Annotated in this window: 11 protein-coding genes; 9 read left to right on the top strand and 2 right to left on the bottom strand. The window is 60.8% G+C overall.

The window, feature by feature from the left end; genetic code table 11:
* Nucleotides 1-66: 66 nt before the first annotated feature.
* Nucleotides 67-2379: a DUF1549 and DUF1553 domain-containing protein gene (locus K8U03_01820; GenBank protein ID MCE9603621.1), complete on the bottom strand. Its 2313-nt coding sequence runs from the start codon at nt 2377-2379 to the stop codon at nt 67-69.
* 316 nt (nt 2380-2695) lie between these two features.
* On the opposite strand from K8U03_01820, the gene K8U03_01825 reads away from it, so the two are divergent.
* The 4 genes from K8U03_01825 to K8U03_01840 all read left to right on the top strand — a co-directional run bounded on the left by K8U03_01825 (nt 2696) and on the right by K8U03_01840 (nt 8384).
* On the top strand, nt 2696-3010 hold the full coding sequence (locus tag K8U03_01825) for a thioredoxin family protein (GenBank protein ID MCE9603622.1): 315 nt from the start codon (nt 2696-2698) through the stop codon (nt 3008-3010).
* Nucleotides 3011-3303: 293 nt separating this feature from the next.
* Nucleotides 3304-5385: a DUF1080 domain-containing protein gene (locus K8U03_01830; protein ID MCE9603623.1), complete on the top strand. Its 2082-nt coding sequence runs from the start codon at nt 3304-3306 to the stop codon at nt 5383-5385.
* Nucleotides 5386-5443: 58 nt separating this feature from the next.
* Nucleotides 5444-6163: a DUF1080 domain-containing protein gene (locus K8U03_01835; GenBank protein ID MCE9603624.1), complete on the top strand. Its 720-nt coding sequence runs from the start codon at nt 5444-5446 to the stop codon at nt 6161-6163.
* 304 nt (nt 6164-6467) lie between these two features.
* Nucleotides 6468-8384, top strand: a complete 1917-nt coding sequence (locus K8U03_01840; protein MCE9603625.1) for an MBL fold metallo-hydrolase — start codon at nt 6468-6470, stop codon at nt 8382-8384.
* 216 nt (nt 8385-8600) lie between these two features.
* Here the strand turns inward: K8U03_01840 and K8U03_01845 are convergent, their stop codons facing one another.
* On the bottom strand, nt 8601-9863 hold the full coding sequence (locus K8U03_01845; protein MCE9603626.1) for a Gfo/Idh/MocA family oxidoreductase: 1263 nt from the start codon (nt 9861-9863) through the stop codon (nt 8601-8603).
* A gap of 663 nt (nt 9864-10526) precedes the next feature.
* On the opposite strand from K8U03_01845, the gene K8U03_01850 reads away from it, so the two are divergent.
* The 5 genes from K8U03_01850 to K8U03_01870 all read left to right on the top strand — a co-directional run bounded on the left by K8U03_01850 (nt 10527) and on the right by K8U03_01870 (nt 25397).
* Nucleotides 10527-12650 carry a DUF1549 and DUF1553 domain-containing protein gene (locus K8U03_01850; GenBank protein MCE9603627.1) on the top strand — a complete coding sequence of 708 codons (2124 nt, stop codon included), beginning with the start codon at nt 10527-10529 and terminating at the stop codon, nt 12648-12650.
* Between the two features lie 67 nt (nt 12651-12717).
* The gene (locus tag K8U03_01855; protein MCE9603628.1) at nt 12718-13977 is read left to right on the top strand and encodes a DUF1501 domain-containing protein; all 1260 of its coding nucleotides are present in this window, start codon (nt 12718-12720) and stop codon (nt 13975-13977) included.
* A 531-nt stretch (nt 13978-14508) separates the two neighbouring features.
* Nucleotides 14509-17049, top strand: coding sequence for a tetratricopeptide repeat protein (locus K8U03_01860; protein ID MCE9603629.1), 2541 nt, complete (start codon nt 14509-14511; stop codon nt 17047-17049).
* A gap of 76 nt (nt 17050-17125) precedes the next feature.
* Nucleotides 17126-24421, top strand: a complete 7296-nt coding sequence (locus K8U03_01865; GenBank protein MCE9603630.1) for a tetratricopeptide repeat protein — start codon at nt 17126-17128, stop codon at nt 24419-24421.
* Between the two features lie 280 nt (nt 24422-24701).
* On the top strand, nt 24702-25397 hold the full coding sequence (locus K8U03_01870; GenBank protein ID MCE9603631.1) for a MotA/TolQ/ExbB proton channel family protein: 696 nt from the start codon (nt 24702-24704) through the stop codon (nt 25395-25397).
* Nucleotides 25398-25412 lie beyond the last annotated feature (15 nt).

A 25412-nucleotide genomic window follows, 5' to 3' on the forward strand; every position in this document is an offset into this window, starting at 1 on the left:
GTGTTCGAGATTTCGTGCAGGGCAGGTGTACTAAGAGCGCGTGTTCTAAGCAGGCTTCCGGCGGCATCAATGGTTGAAAGTAAATTCGAGCGTGTTCAGCAAACTCCAAGCGAGATCTTCGACCGACTCTTGCCGCTTGACGTTCGGCCGACGGAAGAAGTCGAGAGCCGCACGGCGTTCGTCTTCGCTGGGGTAGCGGGCATAGAAGGTCAGGTAGAGCTCGTCGACCAGTTGCTTGTCGTCGCTGATCGTAGCGACGAGGTGCTTGATCCGGCCGCCGGCGTGGTCGAGCTTCTGCTCGATCTCCGGAGAGTTCATCAGGTGCAATACTTGCGACACATTCGGAGCGACGCTCCGTTCGCACGAGCAAGCGGTAGCTCGCAACGGGCGGCCGAAGATGCGGAGGAAGTAGTGCGCTGCGCGGCTATCCCAAAGCTGGATGGCTCGGCTTCCTTGCGGAGTGCCGGCGAATTTCTCGGGGACACCGGTCGTCTGACAAACGGCGTCGAGCAGCACTTCGGCCGGCATCCGTTTGAAGAGAGCCCGCGAGTAGTTCTGCTCGTCGCGCTCGTTGCCGGCGCTCGGTTCGGTCGAACGTTGATAGGTGGCCGAAGCGATGATGACGCGCATCAGTTGGCGCACGTCGAACTGATGGCTCGACAGGTGCTCGGCCAGCGCGGCGAGAAGTTCCGGATTGCTCGGCGGGTTCGTCGCCCGGACGTCGTCGACCGGCTCGACGAGTCCTCGGCCGAGGAAGTGAGCCCAGAGGCGGTTCGATAAGTTGCGGGCGAACCAAGGGTTGTCGCGCTTCGTCATCCAGTCGGCGAGCCCGACGCGGCGGTCTTCCAGCAGCTTCGCGGCCTTGGCTTGCGCGACGAGCGGGTCGACGGGAGCGGCAGGCGTTGCGGCGTCGGCCTTCGATTCGACGAGCGGCAGAGGCTCGCCGAGCGCGTGCGCCGGAACAACTTCACCCGTGCGCGGGTGCTTCGTCTCGGGGTTGCCGCGGGCGGCGAGTGCAAGGCCGCGCGGCGTCGGCTTCTGTGTGAGCTGCGCGAAGTACGCCGTCATGCCGTAATAGTCGGTTTGGCTCCAGCGATCGTGCGGATGGTGGTGGCAGTCCGCGCACGCGATACGCATCCCGAGAAACACTTGCGACACGGTGCTGGCCCGATCGCCCGGACGTTTGACGACTTGGTAGAACGCCCCTTGCGGCTGTTCGGCCAACGGGCCGTCGGCGGTCAGCAACTCGCGCGCGAATTGATCGAACGGTTTGTTGTCGGCGAAGCTGGAGCGGATCCACTCGTAGTAATCGTGCGCCGGCTTGTGGCCGAGCGTTTCTCGATCGACCCGCAGCAAGTCGGACCACTGGAGAGCCCAGAAGTCGGCGAACTCCGGCCGCTCGAACAATTCCTCGACCCAACGGGCTCGCTTATCGGGACGTGTGTCGGCGAGGAACAGTCGGGCTTCTTCCGCGGTCGGCAACGTGCCGATCAGGTCGAGCGTGATGCGGCGCAGATAGGTGGCGTCGTCGCAGTTGCCGGCCGCCGAGATGTTCAGCCGTTGAAGCTTCGCATTGACGAGCTCGTCGATGAAATTATTGGCCGATGGTTTGGTTGCGCTGCTTTGCGGCAGCGGGGCTTGCGGCACCAGCGCCGAGAAGACGTCGACCTGTCCGTTGTAAGCGGCCATCACGGCGGCTTGGCCCGGCACGTCGCCGATCGAGACCACGCCGGCTTCGTCGACCGTCGCGACCGCCTCGTTGTTCGATTGGTAGCGGGCCAGCTCGGTGACGTCTTCTTCGCGGCCGTCGGTATAGCGAACGACGACCCGCAACGGTTGCTTAGCGCGCGGCTCGAGCAGGCGCTCCTTAGGCTCGAGCCGAATCGAGGCGACTTTAGGATCGTCCGAAGTGCCGAACGGGATGCCGGCCGCGATCCAATCGCGAAGCACCTTATACTCCCGCGATCCGACCGGGATGCGCACGCCGCCGCCGTGAGGCACGGCGCCGCTGGCTTTCGTGAGCAGAAGGCTCTTGTCGGGATCGGCGAGGAAGAGCCTGCGACCACGACCTTCTTTCGAGAGGGCGTCGTAGTCGGCCTGCGCATCGAAACCGAAGACGCTGAGCTTAAAGCCGTTCTGGCCTTCGGCTTTCCCATGGCAACCGGAGTAGTTGCAGGAGTAGCGCGACAGGATGGGAGTGATGTCGTTTTCGAAGTTGAAGCGACGAGCAACCGGAGCGTTCGGCAAGGCGGCTTCGATGTGCGAGGTCGCAAGCAAGGCCACGACACCGCAAAGCATAGCGAGGGTGTTGGGAGTGCCGACCGATAGCATGCGACGGAAGCGCATGGCGAGACGGCGAAGTTCGACGACGGAAGGCATGGGCGATCTCAATCGGCGAGGCAGGAGGGAGGCGAGCGGCAGGGTGGGCGCAGAGGGATGCGCCGAGTCTGGGGTAGGAAAAATCTATCAGCGCTAGTTTATGTTGTTTAAGAGGGGGAAAACAAGTCTATTTCAGTGCGAATGACCGCATGCCGGCTGCTATCTGCACTCACTTTCTTAGATGGTTTTCCGGAATAGACCTTCTCCTAGAATAAATGTCGGCGATACGGCGAGCGGAAAGTCTTCAATTTCGCCCGGGCCGGCGTTCTCGGCACTCAAAGTAAGGAATGTGGATATGACGTACATGGCAGAGAGCATGCCCGAGCCGACCCGTGAGGCGCTCGACGGGCTGGGGGGCTCGATTGTCGTCGAGTTCGGAGCCGAATGGTGCCCGCATTGCCAAGCGGTGCAACCGGCACTAAAGGAACTTCTTACCGCCGCGCCGCAGGTGCGGCACCTCAAGATCGAGGATGGCCGGGGGAAACCGCTCGGAAGATCGTTTGCAGTGAAGCTCTGGCCGACCCTCATTTTTCTGCGCGACGGCGAGCAAGTGGCTCGCGTTACCCGACCAAGCGACCTCGAACTGCGCGAAGCGTTCTCTAAAGTAATAGGCACGTTCCACGTGCCGTAACCACCAGCGGCATGGCCGCGCATTCCGGAGCGCGCGAAGAATCCCCCGCTCGCCGAAGAGGGGGCTCGATGCGGCGGAGCGATACGGCTGAGCGATCCCGGCGGCGCTCGTGGCTGACGGCACGTGGAACGTGCCTGCTACTAACAGTTCGACGAGCGGGGCGTTTGCCGCCGCTTGAATTCGGCGCTTGAATTACGCAAGGGGGGACGTGACACTAGCGGACGCTCCCGCTGGTCGCCGCGACTTCGTCGACCTCCGCTTCCGCACTCGTCCCTCCTCCCCAAGGCCCACCGATGAGAATCGCCTTCTCGCTGCCGCTGTCGCTCGCGCTGGTTCTTCCCTTCGCGATCTCAACTTCGTCGCTCGTCGCCGCCGAGCCTGCGAAGGCCGAAGTTTTAAAAGCCGGCGATAAGCCGACGCTCGCGAGCGTGTTCACCGATCATGCCGTGCTGCAGCGTGAGCTCGTCGTGCCGGTGTGGGGCAAAGGAACGCCGGGTGAGAAGCTCACGGTCGAGTTCGCAGGGCAATCGTTGCCGGCCACGGTCGATAAGGACGGGCGTTGGCAAGTGAAGCTCGCGCCGCTGTCGGCCTCGGCCGAGAGCCGCACCTTGGTCGTGAAGGACGAGCAGGGTGCGGAAGTCGTCGCACGCAAAGACATCCTCGTCGGCGAAGTGTGGCTTTGCAGCGGTCAATCGAATATGGGTTTCAAACTCTTCGGCAGCAACAACGGCCTCAAGGCCGCCGAGGCCGCCGGCGACGCGCAGCTGCGGCTGTTCAACGCGCAGGCTCGGGTCGCCGTCGAACCGAGCGACTCGATCGGCGGTGGTTGGGCCATCGACTCAAAAGAGAACGCCGGCGCGTTTTCCGGGGTCGCCTACTTCTTCGGGCTTGAGCTTCGTAAGAAGCTCGGTGTGCCGGTCGGGCTCATCAAGTCGTCCGTCGGTGGAACGGTTGCCGAGGCCTGGACTTCGCGCGGCGATCTGGAATCGAACCCCACGTTGAAGCCGCTCTTGGACAAGTATCTGCAGCATCTCGGTTGGCATCCCGAGAACTTGGCGAAGTATCAAACGAACGAACCCAAGGTCATGAAAGAGTATGCGGAAGCGGTCGCCAAGGCGAAAGCCGAAGGGAAGCCGGAGCCGCGAAAACCGGCCCCGCCGGTCGACCCTTCCACGAACATCAACAGCCCGACGTTGCTCTACAACGGCTCGATCGCGCCGTTCATTCCGTATGCGATTCGAGGTGTGATTTGGTATCAGGGAGAATCCAATTCGCACCGCGGCAAGGAATACCAAACGTTGTTCCCTGCGATGATCACCGGCTGGCGCAGGGCTTGGGGACAAGGGGACTTCCCGTTTTTGTTCGTACAGATCACGCCGCACGATCAGATGTCGCCCGAGGTGCGCGAGGCGCAACGCATCACGACGGAAACGACGCAGAACACGGCGATGGCCGTCACGATCGACGTCGGCAACGCCGGCGATATTCATCCGACGAATAAACAACCCATCGGTCAGCGGCTGGCGATCGCGGCGCGAGCGCTGGCATACGGCGAACCGATCGAATACTCCGGCCCGACCTACGACACGATCACGGTCAACGGCAACCAAGCGACCCTCACGTTCAAGCATCTCGGCGGAGGGCTCGTGGCGAAGGACGGCGAATTGCGCGGCTTCGCGATCGCCGGCGCCGACGGCAACTTCGTGCCTGCGATAGCCAAGATCCAAGGAGACACGATCACGGTCGCGAGCGAATCGGTCGCCGCGCCGGTCGTGGTCCGCTATGGTTGGACGAATACGCCCGACGTCAACCTTTGGAACAAAGCCGGGCTGCCGGCGTCGCCGTTTCAAACGGACAAAGTCTTCACGCTCGAACCGGGCTACGAACTCTTGAACGGTCCCGACCTCACCGGCTGGCACTACGCCGGCGGCGCGCCCTTCGACGGCAAGCCCAGTGCCGACGATGGTCGCTATACGGCCCGCGATGGGAAGATCGTCGTGAACCCGGGCAAGGGGCTGGCGCAGTTGTGGACCGTGCGCGAGTTCCCACACGATTTTCATCTCAAGCTCGAGTTCCGCGCCGGCGTGAATGCCGACAGCGGCGTGTTCGTTCGCAAGCCGCAGTTGCAATGCCGCGACTATCTCGTCGCCGGGCCCTACAAGGAACTGAAGAAGTATAAGCCGCAAGATTGGAACGAGCTCGAAGTGATCGTGAAGGGGAACATCGCCACCTGCACCTGCAACGGCGAGCCGCTCGAGTTCCCGAAGCAACCGTCGAAGACGCCGCCGGAGCTTCCGGCGACCGGGCCGATCGGGCTCGAAGCCGACCGCGGGCAGATGGAGTATCGCCGCATCCGGATTAAGGAGTTGAAGTAGGCGAGCTTGCGATCGAGCGACGTTCCTTTCACCTTTTCGCGATCAACGAGAGTTCATCATGCTTCGACATTCGTTCTTTGTTTGCCTAGCGCTGCTCTGCGGTAGTTCCGTCGCGAAGGCCGATGAGTTGCTCCCGTGGCGCGACTTGTTCAACGGCAAAGATCTCACCGGTTGGGTCGATGTGAATACGAGCCCGGAAACGTGGAGCGTGAAGGACGGGCTCTTAGTCTGCAAGGGTCTGCCGATCGGCGTGATGCGTTCGGATAAGCAGTATGAAAACTTCCTCCTGAACGTCGAATGGCGCCACATGCAAGCCGGCGGCAACTCGGGCGTGTTCGCATGGAGCGAAGGTTCCGTGCCGGCCGGCCGGCAGTTGCCGAAGGGGATGGAGATCCAAATGCTCGAGCTCGACTGGGTGAACCAGCACAAGCTGAAAGACGGCTCGCTCCCGCCGATCGCGTACGTGCACGGCGAACTCTTCGGCGCGAACGGTCTGACGACGACCCCCGACAACCCGCGCGGCACGCGCAGCAAGTCGATCGAGAATCGTTGCAAGGGAAAGGGAGAGTGGAATGAATACGTGGTCGTGTGCGTCGACGGCACCGTGAAGCTGTCGGTGAACGGCAAGTTCGTCAATGGCGTGAGCCAGTCGTCGATGCGCAAAGGCTATCTCTGCCTGGAATCGGAAGGGGCCGAAATCCACTTCCGCAAGATCCGGATCATGGAGCTGCCGCCGGGCGTCATCACGGCGGAGCAAACCGCGCCGGTGGTGAAGTAAGATCGCGGCTGCTAATGGCAATACGGATCCGTGGATTGAAACCCACGGCTACCATCGGGTCGTCGCTATGCGACTGCTTGTATGCGGCGAGACCGGCTTGCAGGGCTTGGTGTGGCTACGAGACGATGGTCGCGTAGCGACCGCTTGCTGGTAGCCGGGGACTTTAGTCCCCGGAAACGAAACGACAATCAACAAGGTGCGTCGCGTAGCGACGCATGAAACTATGCGGCATCAAATGCAAGAATGGTTTGATTCGAAGCTCAAATGTTGTTCGTGCCATCGCTTCGTCGTTTTTATCGTCGCTATGTTGGGACATGTGGCCTCGGCGTCCGCCGCAGGTTTCACGCAGCCCGATGCGAAGGCCTTGCCGAACGTCTATCTCTGGACCGACACCTGCAACGTCTGGGTCGTGCGCGATGGGGACTCCGCGCTTCTGATCGATCTCGGCGACGGTTCGGTGCTCGAGCATTTGCCGGAGATCGGCGTGAAGCGAGTCGAATGGGTTTTGTTCACGCATCATCATCGGGAGCAATGCCAAGGCGCGCCTCGCTTGGCCGGCACCGGGGCGAAGATCGGCGCGCCGGCTGCCGAGCGGGCCCTCTTCGAGAAGCCGACCGACTTCCGCAAGATGCAGGTCCGTCTGCAAGATGCCTACACGATCCACGGCGCGAGCTACGTCCGCCCGCCGATCGTGCCGATCGCGATCGACCAAGCCTTCGAGAAGATGGACACCTTCACTTGGCACGGCAATGAATTTTGGTGCATCGACACGCGCGGCAGTAGTCCCGGCGCGATGTCGTATTTGGTGAAGTTCGGCGATCGCTGGGCGGCCTTCAGCGGCGACGTGATGCTGGAAGGCGCGAAGCTCAACAATTGGTTCGACTCCGAATGGGACTACGGTTTCGCAGCCGGAATATGGGCCCTCTCGAACTCCGCCGCGCAAGTCGCCGGATACGATCCGCTGTGGCTGCTCCCCTCGCACGGCCCTGCGATTCGCGACCCGCAAGCGCAGCTCACGGAATATCGCAAGCGGCTGCACAAGTTCGAGAAGCTCTATCTGCGCGGCTACGGCGTGTCGACGTTCGCCGGCTCGTCGCAAGACCCGCTTTCACGACCGACGAGGGTGCCGCACGTGTGGCAAGTGTCGCCGCACGTCTACAAGTTTCGCGGGCCCGATTACTATCCGAACTTCTATCTCATCATCGCCGATAGCGGCCGGGCGCTCGCGATCGATTGCGGGCTCATCAAGCCCGAAGTGCTCGATCGGGCGATCGTCGGGATGCGCGAACATCTCGGCTTGAAGGGGATCGACGCGATCATTCCGACGCACATGCACGGCGACCACTTTCTGCAAGCCCCGCAACTCAGAGAGAAGTGGGGTGCGCAGATTTGGGCGCTCGAGCGCATGGCCGACGTCTGCGCGCATCCCGAATGGTTCGACTACGCTGCGCCGATCCAAGCGTACGGCAAGGGAATCGACGGCGTGAAGTTCGATCGGTTGTTTAAGGACGGCGAGGCGTTGAAGTGGGAAGGGTGCGAGTTCACGATCGATTGGATGCCCGGCCAAACGGAGTTTGCGCTCGGCGTGCAAGGCGTGGTCGACGGGAAGCGGATCGTGTTCACCGGCGACAACATCTTCGGCGACCCGAGCGACCCGGTGCAGACGGGTCACGAAGCGGTCGTGTGTCACAACAGCGCGATCCTCGACGAAGGATATATTCTCGGTGCGGAGTACCTTTCCCGAAGTAAGCCCGACTTGCTGCTCGGCGGACACTCGTACGTGATGCCCGAGCCGGCGGCGTTTATCGAGCGCTATCGGAAGTGGTCGTACGCGATGCGCGATGCCTTTCGCGAGTTGATTCGCGAGGAAGATTATCGCTACGGCTTCGATCCGTTTTGGGTCCGCGCGCAGCCGTATCGCTCGACCGCGATCGCCGGCGGCGAAGCGGTCGAGCTGACCGTGCATCTGCGGAACTTCTTGAATCGGCCCGAGTCGCGGAAGATCGAGATGCACGCGCCGCCCGGGCTCACGATCGAGCCGAAGACGTGGGAAGGAACGCTTGCGCCGGAGTCGCGCAGCGAATTCAAAATCCGCGTGCGAGCCGGCGCCGAAGCACCGGCCGGCACGCGCATGATCGCCTTCGACATCACCCGCGACGGCCGCCGCTACGGCGAACTGTTCGACGCGATCGTGGAGATCAAGCCGGCCGCGGCGAAGTAGCGCCTTTGAGGCGAGCGGGGTGCCGTGAGGCCCCCGTTTTCCGGAAATCACAAAAGACAAATTCCAAACAAAAAGCAAAACTCAAATCACAAACAAAAGCTTGCGCTTCCGCGTTTGGAATTTCGTTTCCCTTGGAACTCGTTTGTAATTTGTCTTTTGGAATTTGGAGCTTAGCGCGTAAAACCGTGTCCCTGACGGCACCCCACCCGCCTCGGCTTAGCCCAGCACTTCGGCAAGCTCTACGAAGCGGCTCTTTTCGTCGCGCGATTTTAGCGCCGCGTGGACGATCGCCGTGACTTCGAGAATCTCTTGGTGCGGCACTGGTTCGATGCCGGTGCGGCACATGCCGACGAAGGCGTTTTGCAGGCGCATCATTTGGTAGTGGTGGCCGAGCCAGTACTCGCCGTCGATCGCCGGGGTCCATTGGTAGAAGCCCTTTTCCTGCGTTTGGAAATGGACCTGCGTATGGCAATAGCGATGGGTCATGTCGGGCCGGCCGCACCAGATCTCGGCCGGGGCGCGATTTTCGTACGTGAGCATCACATGGCACATGTCGCCATGCTCGATCATGTTCACGGCCTTCACGCCCGGGCCGCAGAGCGTCATGATCATCCAAGTCGGATGCTGACCGTAGACGAGCCAGCGATCGGTGTTGTGGCCGCCGGCTTGGCTGCACATTGCGAATGTCATCTCGCCGAATTCTTTCGAGTCGCGATAGCGCAGCGCTTGTTCGGTGCCCCATTGATGGCGGTAGAGGCTCGACGACATGAGAGGCGTCTTGCGGCTCTTCGCGAGTTCGAGAATCTTGCGCGTTCCGGCGATGGTGCCGCCGATCGGCTTGTCGCAGAAGGTCGGCTTGCCGGCTTCCAGGCCGGGAGCGACGAGGTCGTAGTGGTCTTCGCCGTAGCCGGAGGCGTCGCCCATAAAGATCGCGTCGACTTGCGGCATCATGTCTTCCAACGTCTTGACGATCTTCACGCCGGGGAACGCCTGGCAATACATTTCTTGCGCCGTCGGGTCGGCATCGTAGACGCAGGTGATGCGCGTATCGGGAAACGGCACGGTGTCGAAGTTCGTGCGCGGGTTGCGGAAGTAGGTCTCGAAGATCTTCGCGCTGCCGGGATCTTTGAACTTCTTGATGGCGGCGAGGTCGCACTCCGGATGCATGCCGTTGGCGAAGTGCCAAGTGTGGCCGTTGAGTTTTTGGGGTTTGCCTTTGATGGCTGCGGAGACGACGCCGATGCGGAAGGTCTTGCCGGGAGTCGGGTGATGCGATGTCGGGAACGGAGTAGCAGCGGCCGGCGAGCTCGCGGCTTTCGGGTCGGCGCCGGCGACCGGCGCTCCGCCGGCGGCGAGGCCGAGCGCGGCGAGGCTCGCTCCACCGGCGGCTCTCAATAGGTCTCGGCGCGTGGCGGTCGGAGGGAGTTGTGAAGCGTTGAGGTTCTGCGACTCCGGCGAAGCATTCAGATCGGGGTGCATATTGCGAGGTGCTTTCGGAAGGAGGGAGGAGGCGAGAGGAACGAGCGAGCGCGAGTCTACCCGCGGCGGCGAGGGGCGTGTTTTGCGCGGCGTTGCCGGCCGTCGTGGGCGAGCCGGTTCTCAGGTTGGTATTTATGGTCACCCAATCGGCGAAAAGCTAGTTGCCGGCAACGGCAGCGGGCCGGCTTCCGCTTTCAGGCGTGTCGCGGCCGACGCGGTTGGGGAGTTGACAGGCTCAGGCTGCACTGCCGGAGCGACTGTTGCGACCCACCCGGTGGGTCGACCGAAGCCGGGGGCGGGCGAATTTTTCCTTAAATCGCTTTCATTTATCGCTTTAGGGCGAAAGCGGACGGTTTTTGTTCCGATTGCTATCAAAAAAGATGAAAACTTTGTTCTCGTCCGCGTAACCCTTTCGCCCGGCCGGACAATACAGCGTGCTGAGCAAAGTCTGGGAATCCATTTTCTTATCGCTTTACTTGGCTGCGCAAACAGATCAAGATTCACTTTCGCTCGAACGATCCGTTTGCGCTCGGAAGCCTTGCTTCACGACTGCTGAAGTCCGCCCACCTGAAGTATCCCGCCGGCAGAATTCGATCGCAGCGTTTCAAGCGACGATAAATCTAACTAACTTGCAGTTTCTCGGTGCTCGAGGAGATTAACGACGTGGCAACAGTTCACTGTTGGTCGGTTCGCCTGGTCTTGGGCTGTGTATTCTCCCTCGCGGTGGCTTCGGCACATGCCGAAACTCCACTCGATTCGATCTTGAACGGCGAAAACGCGTCGCGCAAAGTGACGACCGCCGGGAAGGTTGACGACTTGGCTTTCTTGCGTCGGCTTTCGGTCGACATGATCGGTCGGATTCCGACCCTCGCTGAAATCAGCGAATACGAAGCTTGGCCGGTTGCCGAGCGCCGCAATCTTTTGATCACGAAGCTCCTGAAGCACGAAGGCTTCGCCGATCGTTGGACCGTGTTCCTTGCCGACATGCTTCGCGTTCGTTCCGGTGCCGACGGCGGCGCGGCGATGCAAGCGTTTGTTCACAAGTCGGTTCAAGAAGGAATGCCTTACGACACCCTCTGTCGCCAGTTGATCGTCGCGACGGGCCGCGCGGGTAAGGTGCCTGAAGTGGGTTTCGTGCTCGGCGACAATGCCGATCCGATGGCTTTGGCCGGCACGACCGCTCAGGTGTTCATGGGCGTGCGCATCGCGTGCGCTCAGTGCCACGATCATCCGTTCGACGTGTGGAAGCGTGAGCAGTTCTACGGTATGGCCGCTTACTTCGGTAAGACGGGCCGCCGCGAAAGCGAATTGACCAAGGCGATCTTCGCCATCGAAAACAAAGAAACGAACGTCAAGTGGCCGCCGGAAGGTTTGGCCCCGGAAGACAAGCGTAAGGCGATGATTCCGAACTTCCCGTTCGCGCTCGAAGCCGAGCAGCCGGAACCGAAGCACGTGATGCGTTTGACTTCGCTCCGTAAGGCGATCGAAGAAGCGAAAGTAAAAGCGTCGTCGCAAAAGGATCTCTCCGTCGACGACTTGTTCGCCGCCGCCTCGAAGAAGGCCGGGACGAGTTCCGCGAAAACGGCCGAGACCTTCGATGTTACGAATGAAGCGAAGCAACAAGCTCGCAATCTTCAAGTCGAAAAAGACTTGTATACGCAAAGCCAGTTGCGGCAAGAGTTGGCCGACTTGGTAACGAGCCCGCGAAATCGTTACTTCTCGCGAGCCTTCGTAAATCGTGCTTGGGCTCACTTGATGGGTCGCGGCATCGTCGAGCCGATCGATGATTTCAGCGAAGCCAATTCCCCGTCGCACGAAAAGACGTTGGACTTCTTGGCCGATGAGTTCGTCGCTGGCGGATACGACATTCGCAACTTAGTCTCGTTGATCGTCTCCAGCGACGCTTATCAACGGGACCATGTGTACGGCCTCGAGACGCAGCAACGTAAGGCTGCCGAAGAAGCGTTCACCGCCATGCCTGCTCGCCGGATGGCTGCCGAAATGATGTTCGACAGCATTGTGACCGCCGGTCACTTGTTCGAGGTGAAGCATGCTCCGGGCGAAAACAAGAAGACGATTCGCGAAATCATCCAAGTGGCCGTCAGTCTCGACGGCACCATCAGCGCTCCGGTCGCCTCGTTGACCGGTGCCGCAGGTGGCGCGGGCATGGGTGCCGGAATGGCCGGCGGCGGTGCGGGCGGCACCAGCTACGATCTTGAATCGGCAATCGAAGTCGACTTCAAGGAAGTGCTCGCCATGGCTAAAAAAGATGAGCCGAAGGTCGAGATGATGGCGATCTCGAACGAAGATATGGAAGCCCGTCAGATGATGGAAGCTCGCGCTCTGCGACGTAAGTACGTCGACAAGGTCGTCGAGCGAGAAATCGACGACAATCCGAAGTTCGCCAGCGCCATGCGGATGCCGAGCCCGGCACCACCGGCTCACTTCTTGCGAGTGTTCGGCCAGCCGGCCCGCGACGTCTTGGGCGATCACCGCGATCACACGCCGTCGATGCGTCAGGCCTTGATGATGCTCAACGGTAAGATGACGCACGAAGCTTCGCGCGTCGGTAAGTTGGAGCCGGTCTATGGCCTGCTCACCGGTCCGAAGGCCGATCTCGATGCCGCGATCCGGTTGACCTATCGCGAAGCTTTTACTCGCGAGCCGTCGAAGGATGAGTTGACCGATGCTCGTGCCGTTCTGACTGAATCGCCGACGCCGCTCGAAGGTATGTCTGACCTCCGTTGGGTGTTGTTCAACAGTCACGAATTCCGTTTCATTCCGTAAAGACAAGTCTTAGTAATACTTTCCTAGATCAAGCCCCGTCTTCATTCCGTCGCGAAGGAGTTCATTAATGTCGTCAGGTTGTCGCGGATACGCCGTTAGTCGTCGAGCCATGCTGGGCGCAAGCGCCGGCACGTTGCTCGGTTTGAACGTCCGCAGCTTAATTGCCCGGGCAGGCACCGATCGCAAGGCCACGGCCGAGCACGTCATTCTGTTCTGGAACGGCGGCGGTATGAGCCATATCGACACCTTCGATCCGAAGCCGGGTCGTCCGACGCAAGGCGACTTCTCGCCGATCGCGACGTCGGCCTCCGGCGTTCAGATCTCGGAAATTCTTCCGCAGCTCTCGAAGCAGATGCACCACGCCGCTCTGATTCGCTCGATCGCCGGCACCAACGGCGATCACGGTCGTGCGACGTACCAGCTGCAAACCAGCTACAACACCTTCCCGAACCTCCAACACCCGGGCCTCGGCAACGTCGTCACGCACGAAATGTCGCAAATCGGCGACCTTCCTTCGTTCGTGTCGATCTCCGGCCAAGGAACCCGCTCGGGCTACCTCGGTCAAAAGTGCGAAGCCTTCTTCGTCGGTCGCCCCGGCGAAAAAGACCCGTACTTGGCTTTCCCGGAAGGCGTTGCGGCCATGCGTGGTCACAAGCGCTTGGAAGCCCTCGAACGCGTTAATGCAAAGTTCGTCAGCCGCTCGCCGAGTGCGGAATTCGACGCCACGCAAACCGCGACGAAGGAAGCCGTTCGCTTGATGCAAAGCCCGGCGCTTGAAGCCTTCGAGTTGGAAAAAGAATCCGACGCCACGCGCGATCGCTACGGCCGTACCGAATTCGGTCGCGGCTGCTTGCTCGCTCGCCGCTTGGTGGAGAAGGGCGTTCGCTTCGTGCAAGTCAACCGCGGTGGTTTCGACGTCCACTACAACGCCTTCCCGGCCATGCAGGCCCACGGCGAAGTGATGGACCCGGCCCTCGCGTCGCTCGTTTCCGATCTCGCCGCTTCGGGCATGCTCTCGAAGACGCTGATTATCATGATGAGCGAGTTCGGTCGTACGCCGAAGATCAATAAAGACGCCGGTCGCGATCACCATGCGGGTGTGTTCACCTGCTTCATGGCGGGTGGCGGCATCAAGGGTGGAACCGTCATCGGATCGTCCGATGCCGATGGTTACCTCCCGAAGGATCGTCCGGTCCAGGTTGCCGATCTCCACGCGAGCGTCTGCCACGCGTTGGGTATCGACGGCAATAAGGAAGTCATCACTCCGCTTCAACGTCCGTTGAAGTTGATCGATGGCGGCAAGCCGGTCATGGAATTGTTCGCCTAGTCGCCGGTTTACGGCAACTTTCGCGAAAGCATAAAATCCCGCGGGGCAGATCAATATGTCTGCCCCGCGGTTTTTTAGACGGTCTTTTGCGTTCGATCGTGACGACACGAACGCATAAGCATTCTCCACGCATGCACGAGCACGAGGCTCGCGCCGATGACGTCTCACGTGGCCCGCGGAGCGGCCTGCGTCGGACGACTGCGGTTCGCTGATGGGCTGTGTTTGGTTCTTGCTGCGTTCGTCTCTCGTCGGGAAGCTTTCGAATACGAATTGCGATTTGTGCGCAACGAACACTTGAGTGTTGTGCGATTCGCGATTAACGTGGAATAGCTTCCTGCTCGGCCGGTGCGCCTTAGGCGTATGTCGGCCGCTTCCCGCCGGATCGTCCTCCCGCCTTAGCATCGCCATCGAAAGAGTTCGCCTTCACGGGCTTCGCACGATCGTAGCGCTAGGTTCAATCGCTTTTTTACGTCCTTGCTTTTTTCGGTTGCTGAAAGACTCGCCATGCGACGAAATGTTTTCGGATTGTCGATGTCGGTTGTCGCCGCATCGTTCACCCTCTGTTCGGTCTTCGCCGGTGCCTTGGTCCACGGCCAAGCTCCCGCGGCTGCTCCCGCCGGAACCGAGCCCGCCGTCCGCGGTTCGCTCGTCGAAGATCGGGCCGCCGTTAAGTTGGTCGAGGCGGGCGACGCTCGTTTCGATGCCGACGAATTCTCGAAGGCCCTCGAAGTTTGGGAATCGGTGATCGAGCGCTATCCGCGCAGCAAGATTCGCTTCACCGCGCACATGCGCTTAGGCGATTACCTGCTCAAGCGCGAACGGGCCTTCGATCGGGCTCGCATCCACTTCGAAGCCGCCTCGCGCGAAGAGAATCCGGAAGAAGAACAACGGGCCGAAGCCACGCTCAATCTCGGCATCTGCTTCTACGAAGCTCGCAACTACGGCAAGTGCTTCACCGTGATGCGCGATGTCGTCGAGAAGTTCCCGGTGAGCCCGCAAGTCAATCAAGCTTACTACTACATCGGCCTCGGCCACTTCCAACTCGGCCACTTCAGCCGCGCGATCGACGCCTTAGAGAAGGTCGGCACGACGATGTCGGGCGGGGCCGGTCGTTTGGAAAAAGTCGAAGCCGGCAAGCGCCTGTTCATCAAGATCGACGACGCGGACCTCGCCGCGTTGGAAGTCGGTCGGGCCGTACGCGTGCAATTGGAATCGGTCTCCGGCGATAAAGAACAAATCGATTGCTTCGCCGTCGGACGCAACGTGCGCGTCGTGCTCGGTTCGATTCTTACGTCGCTCGGCAAGCCGCAAATCGGCAACGATCGGTTGGAAGTGCGCGGCGACGAAATGATCAAGGTCACGTACCTCGACGAGCACACCGGCGACAAGTTGTTCAATCGTCCGCGAGAAAAACAAATTCCGGTCGTCGGCAACGCCATCGCTCAGATCACGGACGGAGCTTTCAGCGAAACCCTGCGGGGCGTCGTGTTGGAGAAGTCGGTTAACCTGCAAATCACCGACGCCGATTTCGACAAGACCGATGCCGCCGATACGCTCAAGGCGTTCGTCGACATCCTGCGTGAAAAGACTCCGGAAGAATTGGAAGCCGATGCGGCGAAAGCCCCCGCGGCCACTGCTACCGAGCCGGCACCCGAAGTGAACCGCTTCAAGCGGATCGATCGCATCGAGGTGGTCTTCACCGAAGCGAAGGTGAAGCACGACTTGCCGATGTTGCCGAAGAGTGAAGAGGAAGGTAAAACTCCGGAATCTCCGAAGAAGGCTCCGGCCAAACCGGCGGATCCTGCCGCTGCGAATGCCACCCCGGCCGCTTCGCCGACGACTCCGGCTACGACGGCTGCTCCGAATGCCGCTGCTCCGGCAACCGCAACCCCGGCAACTGCCGCTCCGGCCGATGCTCCTAAGGCCGACGCTGCGAAGAGTGAGAAAAATGAGAAGGGGGAAGCGGCTTCCGCAGATCCGACGGTGAAGGCGAAGCCGGCTGTCGAGAAGTCGGTCGAGCCCGCTCCGCCGGTCGACGACGGCACGATCCATTCGGGCGTGTTCCGCGCGACGATCGAACTGGCGAAAGCCGAACTGCCGGTCGAAGGGGATGCGTTGCTGCAAGCTCTGCCGGGCGACGTGCTGCAATTGACCTACAACGACGAACGCCATACGGGCGAAGGCCCGCTGCTCGTGAACGTGCAAGCCAAGGTGATCGAAGGCAACCTCGGCGGCGTCCGCGTGACTCGCGCCCAGATTTCCGATCAAGAGCTGCGGATTCAAACGCAATTGAAAACCGCCAGCGCGCTGACGAACATCGGCAACCGCTACAAAGAGTTCGGCTTGAAGACCAATGCGACGGGCAAGTACGAACAAGCCCTCGCCGTGTGCGAAGACATCATGGTCGACGCTCGTGCTTTGGGTGGTCGCTTGCTCGAAGACACCTACGTGCAACTCTGGCAGATCTACTACGAAATGGACAAGTTGGAACTGGCCGCGGCCATGTGCCAACGATTGCAACGTGAGTTCCCGGGCTCCGGCTTCGTCGACGACGCTCTCTTGCAAATGGCCGACGTCGTCCGCAAGCAAGGCAACTTGCAACGGGCCATCGGTCTCTACACGCAACTCGTGAACATGCAGACGAGCCAGCTGCGCGGTGAAGCCCAGTTCGGCATCGCGGAATGTTACGAGTCGATGGCGACCGCCGCCGCCGCTACTCCGGCTTCTGCGGCACCGCTCTTCGATCGTGCGTTCCAAGAATACAAGCGTGTCTTCGATGCCTTCCCGGAGAGCGGTCGCGTCGGGGAAGCGGTCGCCAAGATGGCGAACTACTATTATCAGCAAAAAGATTATGCCCGTGCCGTCGATATCTTCGAGACGGTGTTGGCCGATCATCCGGATGCGAAGTTCCTCGACGTCATTCTGTTCAACTACGGTCGCTGCTTGTACCGAATGGAACGGAAGGCCGAAGCTCGCAAGCAGTTCGATCAATTGATCGCCGAGTTCCCGGAGAGCCCGCTGGCCGGCGATGCGAAGAACATCACCGAAGCGCTCGCTAAGGCCGGTTTCTAATTGCCGTTGGTTCGCTCTGAGAGTCGTTTTACCGCCCAAGTTCGCCGAATTCGTATTCATCGCTAGGAAGTTCGCCATGCGAAGTTTGATAGGAACGTTGCTTGTTCTCGTAACCGCTTTCGCGAATTCGGCGAAGGCTCAAACCCCCGCCCCGGCCGCCGCCGCGCCGACTCCTCCGCCTGCCGCGGTGGAAGACCCGCGCATCCGGCAGATGGAAGGCAGCTTATCGAAGCTGCGCGACACGTCGCCGGAAGCGGCGGCGTTGATGGTGGAGTTGATCGATGCGTACTACGCCGAAGGGCGCGTGTTCGGCATCATCCGTGTCGGGCAGACGTTCGTCACCGGCTTTTCTTCGCATCCGAAGCATAAGGACGTGATGCTCAAGCTGATCGACGGCTTGCTCGCGACCTCGCGCAACAAAGAAATCATCACTCTCGCGCGGCAATTCTTGCAGCGCTATCCGGAAGATCCGGCCTGCCCTCGCATCGAGCAGGTCCTCGCTACGACGTTGGAACAAGTCGACGATCGGCCGCGCGCCGCCGAAGCTCTCGATGCCGTGTGGCGCCGCCTGGGCGATACCTTCGTCGGCCGCGAAGCTGCGTTGCGGGCCTTCGGCTATTACAACGGCATGAACAACAAAGACGGCTTCACCAAGGCCGCGATCTTGGCCGAGTCGGTTGCCGACAAAGTCGCCGCCCCGGAGTTCGCCACCCGCTTCGGGTTGGATGCGGTCATCAACTGGCAGCGGATCGCCGATTATGCCAAGAGCAACGCCGTCGGCTCGAAGCTCTTGAAGAAGAATCTTCCGGCCGATCCGGCCATTCGCGCCTACATGCATACGCTCTTGGCGCAAAACGACATCAGCTTAGGTCAGCGCGCCAACGCCGCCGAAAACTATCGCAAGGCTCGCACGCTGGTCGATAATCGCGAATCGCTTTCGCGGCTGATCGTCGAACTCGCCTCGGCCAGCGCTCCGCCGGAGCAAATGCAACCGCTCATCGATGAATACATCAATAAATACCCGTTCGCGACCGATCGGTTCGTGTTGAAGTCGTATTTGCCGGCGGCTTATATCCGGGTGAAGAACTACACTCGCGCCGTGCAGCTTCTCAAGGAATTGTTGCTGGAAGACCCGTCGTCGAACAGCGTCGCCGCACTATTCGTGCAGTACAACACGCATGATTGGGTGAAGAACGTCACCGACGCGCCGAAGTACCCGGAAACGGAGCAACTTCTCCTGCAAGCGATCGGAAAGAACCCGATCAACGATCCATATCTACGCTATGTCTTAGCGTTCACCGTTTATCGCGACTTGATCAAGGACCCGACGAAGACGAAGCAAATCCTCCGCGACATGCTCGCGAAGTCGCCGTCGAGCAATCACTACTCGAACGAAGCGCTCGTCTGGTTGTTGAACAACGCCGAGAACGATCAAGCGTTCACGGCCGAGCTGCAACTGGCGTTGAAGTCGCGTGAAGAAAATCTGAACTTGTCGTTGTACCGCACGTTCCTCCCGACCTGGGCTCAGCAGAACCGCAACAACAAGGATCTCAAGGCCCGTGCGGCGCAAGTGAAGGACGCGATCGATAAGGCCGATCAGACTCCGCTCGCGCTGGCCTGGGTCGCTTCCGAATCGCCGACCGTGCGCACGGCGCAAGAAGGTCGGGCCAAGCTGCTCGCCGCCGGTGAGTTCGAGAAGCTCAACGACGCTCAAGCTCGCCAAGTCGTCGTGCAACAAGCGGAAAGCTACCGCTATCAAGCCGCCGCCGAAATGCGGATGAAGGGGATCGAACTCTACGGCAAGGCCGCGAAGCGCTTCCCGACCGACTACCTGATCGCCGTCGCATACCTGGAAGTGGCAAGCGACTACGGCACGCCGGAAGTCGGCAAGGAAGCAGCCTTGGCGTTGTTGAAGTTGGAGCCGACGGGCAATAACTCCGACACTTGGCGCCGCTTGTTCATCGTCGCCGATAAGAACAAAGACGCCGCGCTCGTCAAAGCGTCGTTCGATTGGATCACGAAGGCGCAACTGAAGTTCGGCCCTGAGATGGGGAACGCGTCGGTCATCGCCGACGTAATGGATCGCAACGGCATGCCTACCGAAGCGATGGCCCTGTTGAAGAAATGCTTGGACACGGCCCCGAACACGTACGAAGCGCGCAACTGCGTCGAGCGGATGTACCTAAAGCTTCCGCCGACGGAAGTTGCGGCCCGGATCGCAGTTCTCCGCGATGTGTTGACTCGCAAATCGGACTACCACGGCCAATACGCCGGCTGGTTGGCGATGGAACTTTACAAGACGAACGACATCGCCGGCTTCGAGCAAGTCTTGCGCGATAGCCGCGCGTTGCAGAACGATCGCGCGAACCGACCTTGGGGCCTCGACGACTCGGTGCCGCAGCAATTCCTCGAAATGGTGCGCACGGATAAAGATGCCGACCTCGCTAAGAAACAACGTGTCGCCGCCGTCGTGCGCGACATGCAGTTGACTACGTCGCAAGCTTCCGCTCGTTTGCTGCTCTTGGAACTCGCGCCCCAAGATGCGATGAAGCCGATGGATCGCCTGCTCGCTTATCAAGCCGCGACGTCGATCGCCGGCAACGCGAGCCACGAATGGGACTACCTGATGACCTACGCCCAAGCGGCGATGATTCGTAAGGACTATCCCGCCGCCGCCACGCTCGTGACCGGCATGATGGCGAACATGAGCAGCGTCGAGGTAACGCGTCGTCAAACCGGCCGCGATCTCGTCGGTCAAAGCTACGCTCGCATGGGTGCCGCCGGTCTGTCGATCGACGAATCGAGCCCGATCGCTCCGCTGTTGCAAGCCGCTTTGTACTTGCGACTCGGCGATGATCGCTTGGCCTTCGAGAGCTACTCGGCCAACAAAGCCCTGTTCGATGAGAATCGGGCCCAGATGCCGATCGACCTGATCCTGTTCGTTTGCGAAAGCCACATCGCCGCCGGCGGCGACGCGAACCACGACCGGGCCGAAGACATCCTTCGAGGCTGGTTGATCAAGAACGGCGAGTCGAAAGATATCGACGATCCGACCAAGGCGAGCGTGCAGCTGCTGCTCGCGAAGAACTTCTTCAAGAGCCAGCGCTACGACGTCGCTCGCAGCGAGTTCTCGACGGTCGTCAACCGTTGGCCGTCGACGCCGCAAGCCATCGAAGCGCAGTTCGGCATCGGTGAAAGCTACATGGCTCAAAAGGTCTACGACCAAGCCGAATTGGTGTTCGAGAAGCTCGTCAACAGCAAGGAACGCGACGTCGTCATTCGCGCCGAATTCCTTCGCGGCGTGCTCGCCAATCGCCGCGGCGACCGTGATGAAGCCCGCGACATCTTCAAGGCGGTGCTCGATCGGGTACCGAGCGTCGAGTTGGCGAACCAAGCCCTCTTCAATCTCGCCGAAGTCTATGGTGCCGAAGAGCGGTACATCGACCAGCTCGAACTGCTCCGCACGGTCGGTCGCCTCGGCCGAACCAGCCAACGTTGGCACGCCCCGGGCACCGCGCTCGCGATCGTCGTGCAAGACTCCGACCTGGGCATCAGCCGCGGCCACGCTCGGATTCCGGTCCGCGTGACGACCATCCCCGGTGGGGATGAAGAGACGATCTTTCTCTATAGCGGCGGCGCAGGCAAAGGCCTGTTCCGTGCCGATCTCGAAACCCGTCTCGGCACCGTGGCGAAGAACGACAAGGTTCTTCAACTGTCGGGCCTCGACGTCATCAAGTGCGATTATCCGGCCGAGTTCAAGGCCGAGTTCAAGAGCGTTCCGCTTTCCGATGCCGAGATCCACATCGCGGCCGACGCACGCTTCGAAGTCGCCGGCAGCAAGATCATCGACGAGCGCGAGGAATCGTTCAGCGAGAAGCTCGAGCGTGAAGCGCGCGAACGTGATCGAAGCCGCGGTAGCACGGCCGCCGATCGTCCGAAGAATCAAATCAAGCCGGGCAATCCGGTTTATATGCGAGTGCAAGATGCCGACCGCGACCTCACGGAAAAGCCGGACTCGATCACGGTGAAGTTGGTTGCCACGAGCGGCGACCAAGTTCAAGCCAAGCTGATGGAGACCGGTCCGCACACGGGCATCTTCGAAGCAACGGCGATGACCGGCGATCTGCCTGCCGGTGCCGTGGCGAGCGACACCTCGATCGAACACAGCCCTCTGATGGCGATCGACAAAGATCCGGCCACGTTCTGGCTCAGCGAGCCGGATGGCGCGACGCCGAAGATGCTCAGCATCGACATGAAAGATCTGAAGATCGTCGATCACGTGACGATCAGCTCGCCTAAGCCCGATCAACAATTCGCTGTTCGGGGCGATATCGAAGTGAGCAACGACGGTCGCTTCTGGTTCCGCATCGCTTCGCAACCTCCGCAAGCCCCGGCGCCGAAGGTCGCCGAGTCGTACGGCAAGATGACCCGCAGCGTGTTCGAAGGCAACTACACGAACCTGACGACTTGGGAACAGATCGTCGCTTTGATGAAGAATCAAAAGCCGACGGAGCAAACCACGGTCAACGACATCAGCTACACCGCTCCGAACACCTCGGAAGGAGACGCCATTCGTCAACGTCCGCACGCGGCGGTTTGGCACGGCAAGCTCGTGCAACAACGGGACGGCGCGGCGCGCATCGCCATCCAAGGGAATCGCACTGCGTTTTCGATCGACGGTCGCTTGGAGCTGCTGCCGGGCGACGGGAATCGATTCGTCGACGTTTGGCTTGAGAAGGGGACGCACGATCTGACGATCTTCGCAGCGACGAACAACAACGCACCGCTCGCCGGCGCGACGATCGCCCGCGAAGACCATTCGGCCTTGCGATTGGACATGCTGCCGTTCACGGCTGCCGATTTCGACCTGGCGCGTCTTGAAGCCCAACCGGCTCAGCTTCGCGCTCCGGCGACGTTGGAAATTAAAGAAGGTCGTTGGGAGGCGAAGTTCGCTCCGATCGCGGCGCGGCACGTTCGCTTTATGATTCGCGAATACTTGGGCGAAGCGGTGGCGGTGAATAATTTCATCATCGGCGATTCGCAAGTGAAGGCGCAACACATCCCGACCGCGGCCGACGTCTTGTCGCTCGCCGTAAACGATGTGCTCGAAATCGCCGCAGGCGACAAAGTCACGGCTTCTTATGCCGACGAAATGACGCAAGCCGGCACCGGTCGCAGCCAGCTTCTTTCGGCCTCGTTGACCGCGACGTATTACAACGCCGAGACGACGTCGATCGCTTACGACTTCGAACGGCAGAGCAACGGGGCGATGCAAGAGATCCGCAAGGAGCTCGTCCGTATCGATCCGGGCCAACGGGTCGTCGTCGAAATCACCGACTACGATCTCGACATCACGGCCGGTCTCGACCAGTTGAAGTTCCAAGTCTCGGTGAACGACGGCACGCCGCTCGAGTTGGTCGCTCAAGAAATCGAACAACGTCCGGGCGTTTTCACGAAGGAAGTCGACACCAGCGCTACGCCTGCGGAAGGCAAGCTGACCGTCAAGGTCGGCGATCGGGTCGTCTGCAGCTACACCGACTTGCAGAACACGTTCCCCGGTCACGCGGTTCCTCGCGAGGCGACGGTTTACATCGCCGAGCCGAGCGCTGCGAAGATCCGGATCGTCGAAACGCGCGTAATTCGTCCGCCGGTAGGGAGTGCCGCTCCGCCGCGCATCACCTATCTGCCGATGACCGATGTCCCGGTCTCGACGGTTGCCTTCGAGGCCCCGTTGACGATCGAAGTCATCGATCCGGATGCGGCTCGCGATAGTCGGAGCAAGACCTTGGTCAAGCTTACGACCCCGGCCGGTGCGGCGATCGAAGTCGAGTGCGTCGTCGCTCGCGATCCGAGCACGACCTTGGGCGGCTTCAGCCGTAAGACGATCGAAGAAGGTCGCTTCATCGGGCAGGTCATCCTGCAACTCGGCGGTAAAGATAGCCCGGACATCGTGCCGCTGGTCGCCGGAATGCCGCGCAATCTGCTCGGCGGCGGCAAGCTGGCCGAGGCCGATCAAGCTGCCGGCGAAGAGATCGTGGTCACGCGCGTTCTCAACGTGTCCGGTAAGGACATCATCGACGCGCAATATAAAGACGAGTTGAAGCCCGAGGCCGCCGCGGCTTTGATCAACGCCAAGGGACGTCTGATCGCCAACGCTACGCTGGCGTGCGTCGATCGCGACTATGAACGAGACGTGACGCAACTGCACGTCGGCGAAAAGTTGTTCCTCAAGATCGTCGATGCCGATCTCGATACTTCCGATCAGCGTGATCATGCCCGTGTCGTTCTGACGACGGCTCGCGGCGATCGTGAAGAAGTGGAATTGGAAGAAACGTTGACGCATAGCGGTGTCTTCACCGGCAGCGTCTTGTTGAAGGCTCAAGAGAAGGCCACTCCGGGCAACTCGTCGCCGGTCGAAGCGCAGCTCGAAGCCTACTTCGGCGACTTGGTCATGGTCGAGTACGTCGACAAGGCCGCGAGCACGGAGTCGGGCGAATTGGCGTTGAAGATCGAATTGCCGGTCGTGGTCGGCACCGACGGCCTCGTCGCCGCGTTCAGCAAAACCTTCGGCGACGAAACCCTCGCCGTCGAAACGCAGTTCCACGTCGCCGAGAGCTACTTCGAGCTCTTCAAGAGCCATCAAAAGCTCGAGCGCAAGGGGGAGCAACGCACCGACCTCGAAGCCGGTCGTCGCGTGTTGCGCGAAGTGATGGAAGATTATCCGAATCCGAAGTACATCGCTCGCATCGCTTACCTCTTGGGCCAGTTCGCCCAAGAGTTGAAGGACTTCGATGAAGCGATCGACAACTACCAATTGATCGTGAAGCAGTATCCGGACAGCACGCTGGCTCCCGACGCGCAGTACAAGCTTGCTCAATGCTACGAAGAGCAAGGAGACTTCGACCAAGCCCTCGAAGCCTATGTGACGCTCGCCGCCACGTACCCGAAGAGTGCGCTCATCGCCAACGTGATGATTCGGATCAGCGACTACTTCTATAAGGGTGAAAACTTCGAAGTCGCCGCGCAGGTCGGCGAGAAGTTCCTCGAGCGTTTCGATGGTCACGAGTGGGGGCCGCAGATGGCCTTCCGTATCGGTCAATGCTATTACAAAGGCAAGGACTTCACTCGGGCCGGCAAGGCGTTCGACAACTTCACGAAGGTCTTCCCCGACCACGCGCTCTGCTCCGACGCTTGGTTCTGGGCCGGCGAAAGCTGGCGGATGGGGAACAGCATTCCCGAGGCATTCCGGCGTTACAACTGGTGCCGCTGGAAGTTCGCCGAAAGCGAAGCGGCCAAGTATGCCCGCGGTCGCTTGGCACTCCCCGAGATGTTGCAGCAGTTCGAGGCCGAGGCAAACAGCGTCGATCCGTAACGAACGGATCGCGACGCTCGGCCGAATTCGAACGGTTGTGTTGCTTTGATATTTACCGCGCCTCGCGCGCCGGCGTTCGCCGGTCGGCGCGGCGCATTACGAAGGATAGCTCGGTATGTTTTATTTGTTCGCGCAAGCAGCGGCGACCGCTACCCCCTCGGCTACGGCAGCGGCGACCGCCGCCGCCGCTCCCACCGCAACCGCTACCGGCACGGCCGCCGCGCAAGCGGCGATCGATACGGTCGTCGCGACCGGACCCGCTTGGTATGAAAGCGGCGCGATGGGCTACATGATCGAAGGGGGCTTCTTCATGTGGCCGATCTTCATCCTCGGCGTGTTGGCGTTCGGCGTCATCATCGAGCGCTATCGCAGCTTGAAGATGTTGTCGACCGATACGGACGAGCTTCGTCGTGAAGTGCTCGACCTGTTGCAAGCAGATCGCGTGGAAGAAGCGCTCGAAGTCTGCAACAAGGCGCAAGGCCCCGTGCCGGCGATTCTCGGTACCGGCCTCCGCAAGCTGCTCGTGCTCCGGAAACTGAACTACGATCCGGGCCGGATCGAAGAGCAAGTCGTGAAGGCGATGGACGACTACGGCGTACACGTTACGGCCGCGCTCGAAACGCATCTGCCGATCCTTGCGACGGTCTCCAGCGTGGCACCGATGATCGGGTTCCTCGGCACGGTGCAAGGTATGGTGATCTCGTTCGCCGATATCGTCGCGCAGCACGGCAAGACCGACATCGTGCAAGCGGCGGCCGGCGGTATCATGACCGCGTTGCTCACGACCGTGTTGGGCTTGGTCGTAGGTATTCCGGCGTTCACGGCCTTCAACTACTTCACGAGCTTGATCAACAGCTTCGTGCTCGAAGTCGAAGGCTCGGCTTCGGAATTGATCGAAGCCGTGACGTTGCAAACGGTCATCGATCAGCAAGCAGGCGTGGATCGATCGGCTCCCGAAGCGGTAGCGGCGGTCTAGGATCCGGTTCAAACC

It is taken from the genome of Planctomycetia bacterium (assembly GCA_021413845.1).
In the GTDB taxonomy this organism is placed as follows: Bacteria; Planctomycetota; Planctomycetia; order Pirellulales; family PNKZ01; genus PNKZ01.

Coding starts and splice junctions, on each gene's coding strand:
- K8U03_01820 (MCE9603621.1), bottom strand. CDS start 2,379: ATGCCTTCCGTCGTCGAACTTCGCCGTCTCGCCATGCGCTTCCGTCGC.
- K8U03_01825 (MCE9603622.1), top strand. CDS start 2,696: ATGCCCGAGCCGACCCGTGAGGCGCTCGACGGGCTGGGGGGCTCGATT.
- K8U03_01830 (MCE9603623.1), top strand. CDS start 3,304: ATGAGAATCGCCTTCTCGCTGCCGCTGTCGCTCGCGCTGGTTCTTCCC.
- K8U03_01835 (MCE9603624.1), top strand. CDS start 5,444: ATGCTTCGACATTCGTTCTTTGTTTGCCTAGCGCTGCTCTGCGGTAGT.
- K8U03_01840 (MCE9603625.1), top strand. CDS start 6,468: ATGTTGGGACATGTGGCCTCGGCGTCCGCCGCAGGTTTCACGCAGCCC.
- K8U03_01845 (MCE9603626.1), bottom strand. CDS start 9,863: ATGCACCCCGATCTGAATGCTTCGCCGGAGTCGCAGAACCTCAACGCT.
- K8U03_01855 (MCE9603628.1), top strand. CDS start 12,718: ATGTCGTCAGGTTGTCGCGGATACGCCGTTAGTCGTCGAGCCATGCTG.
- K8U03_01860 (MCE9603629.1), top strand. CDS start 14,509: ATGTCGGTTGTCGCCGCATCGTTCACCCTCTGTTCGGTCTTCGCCGGT.
- K8U03_01865 (MCE9603630.1), top strand. CDS start 17,126: ATGCGAAGTTTGATAGGAACGTTGCTTGTTCTCGTAACCGCTTTCGCG.
- K8U03_01870 (MCE9603631.1), top strand. CDS start 24,702: ATGGGCTACATGATCGAAGGGGGCTTCTTCATGTGGCCGATCTTCATC.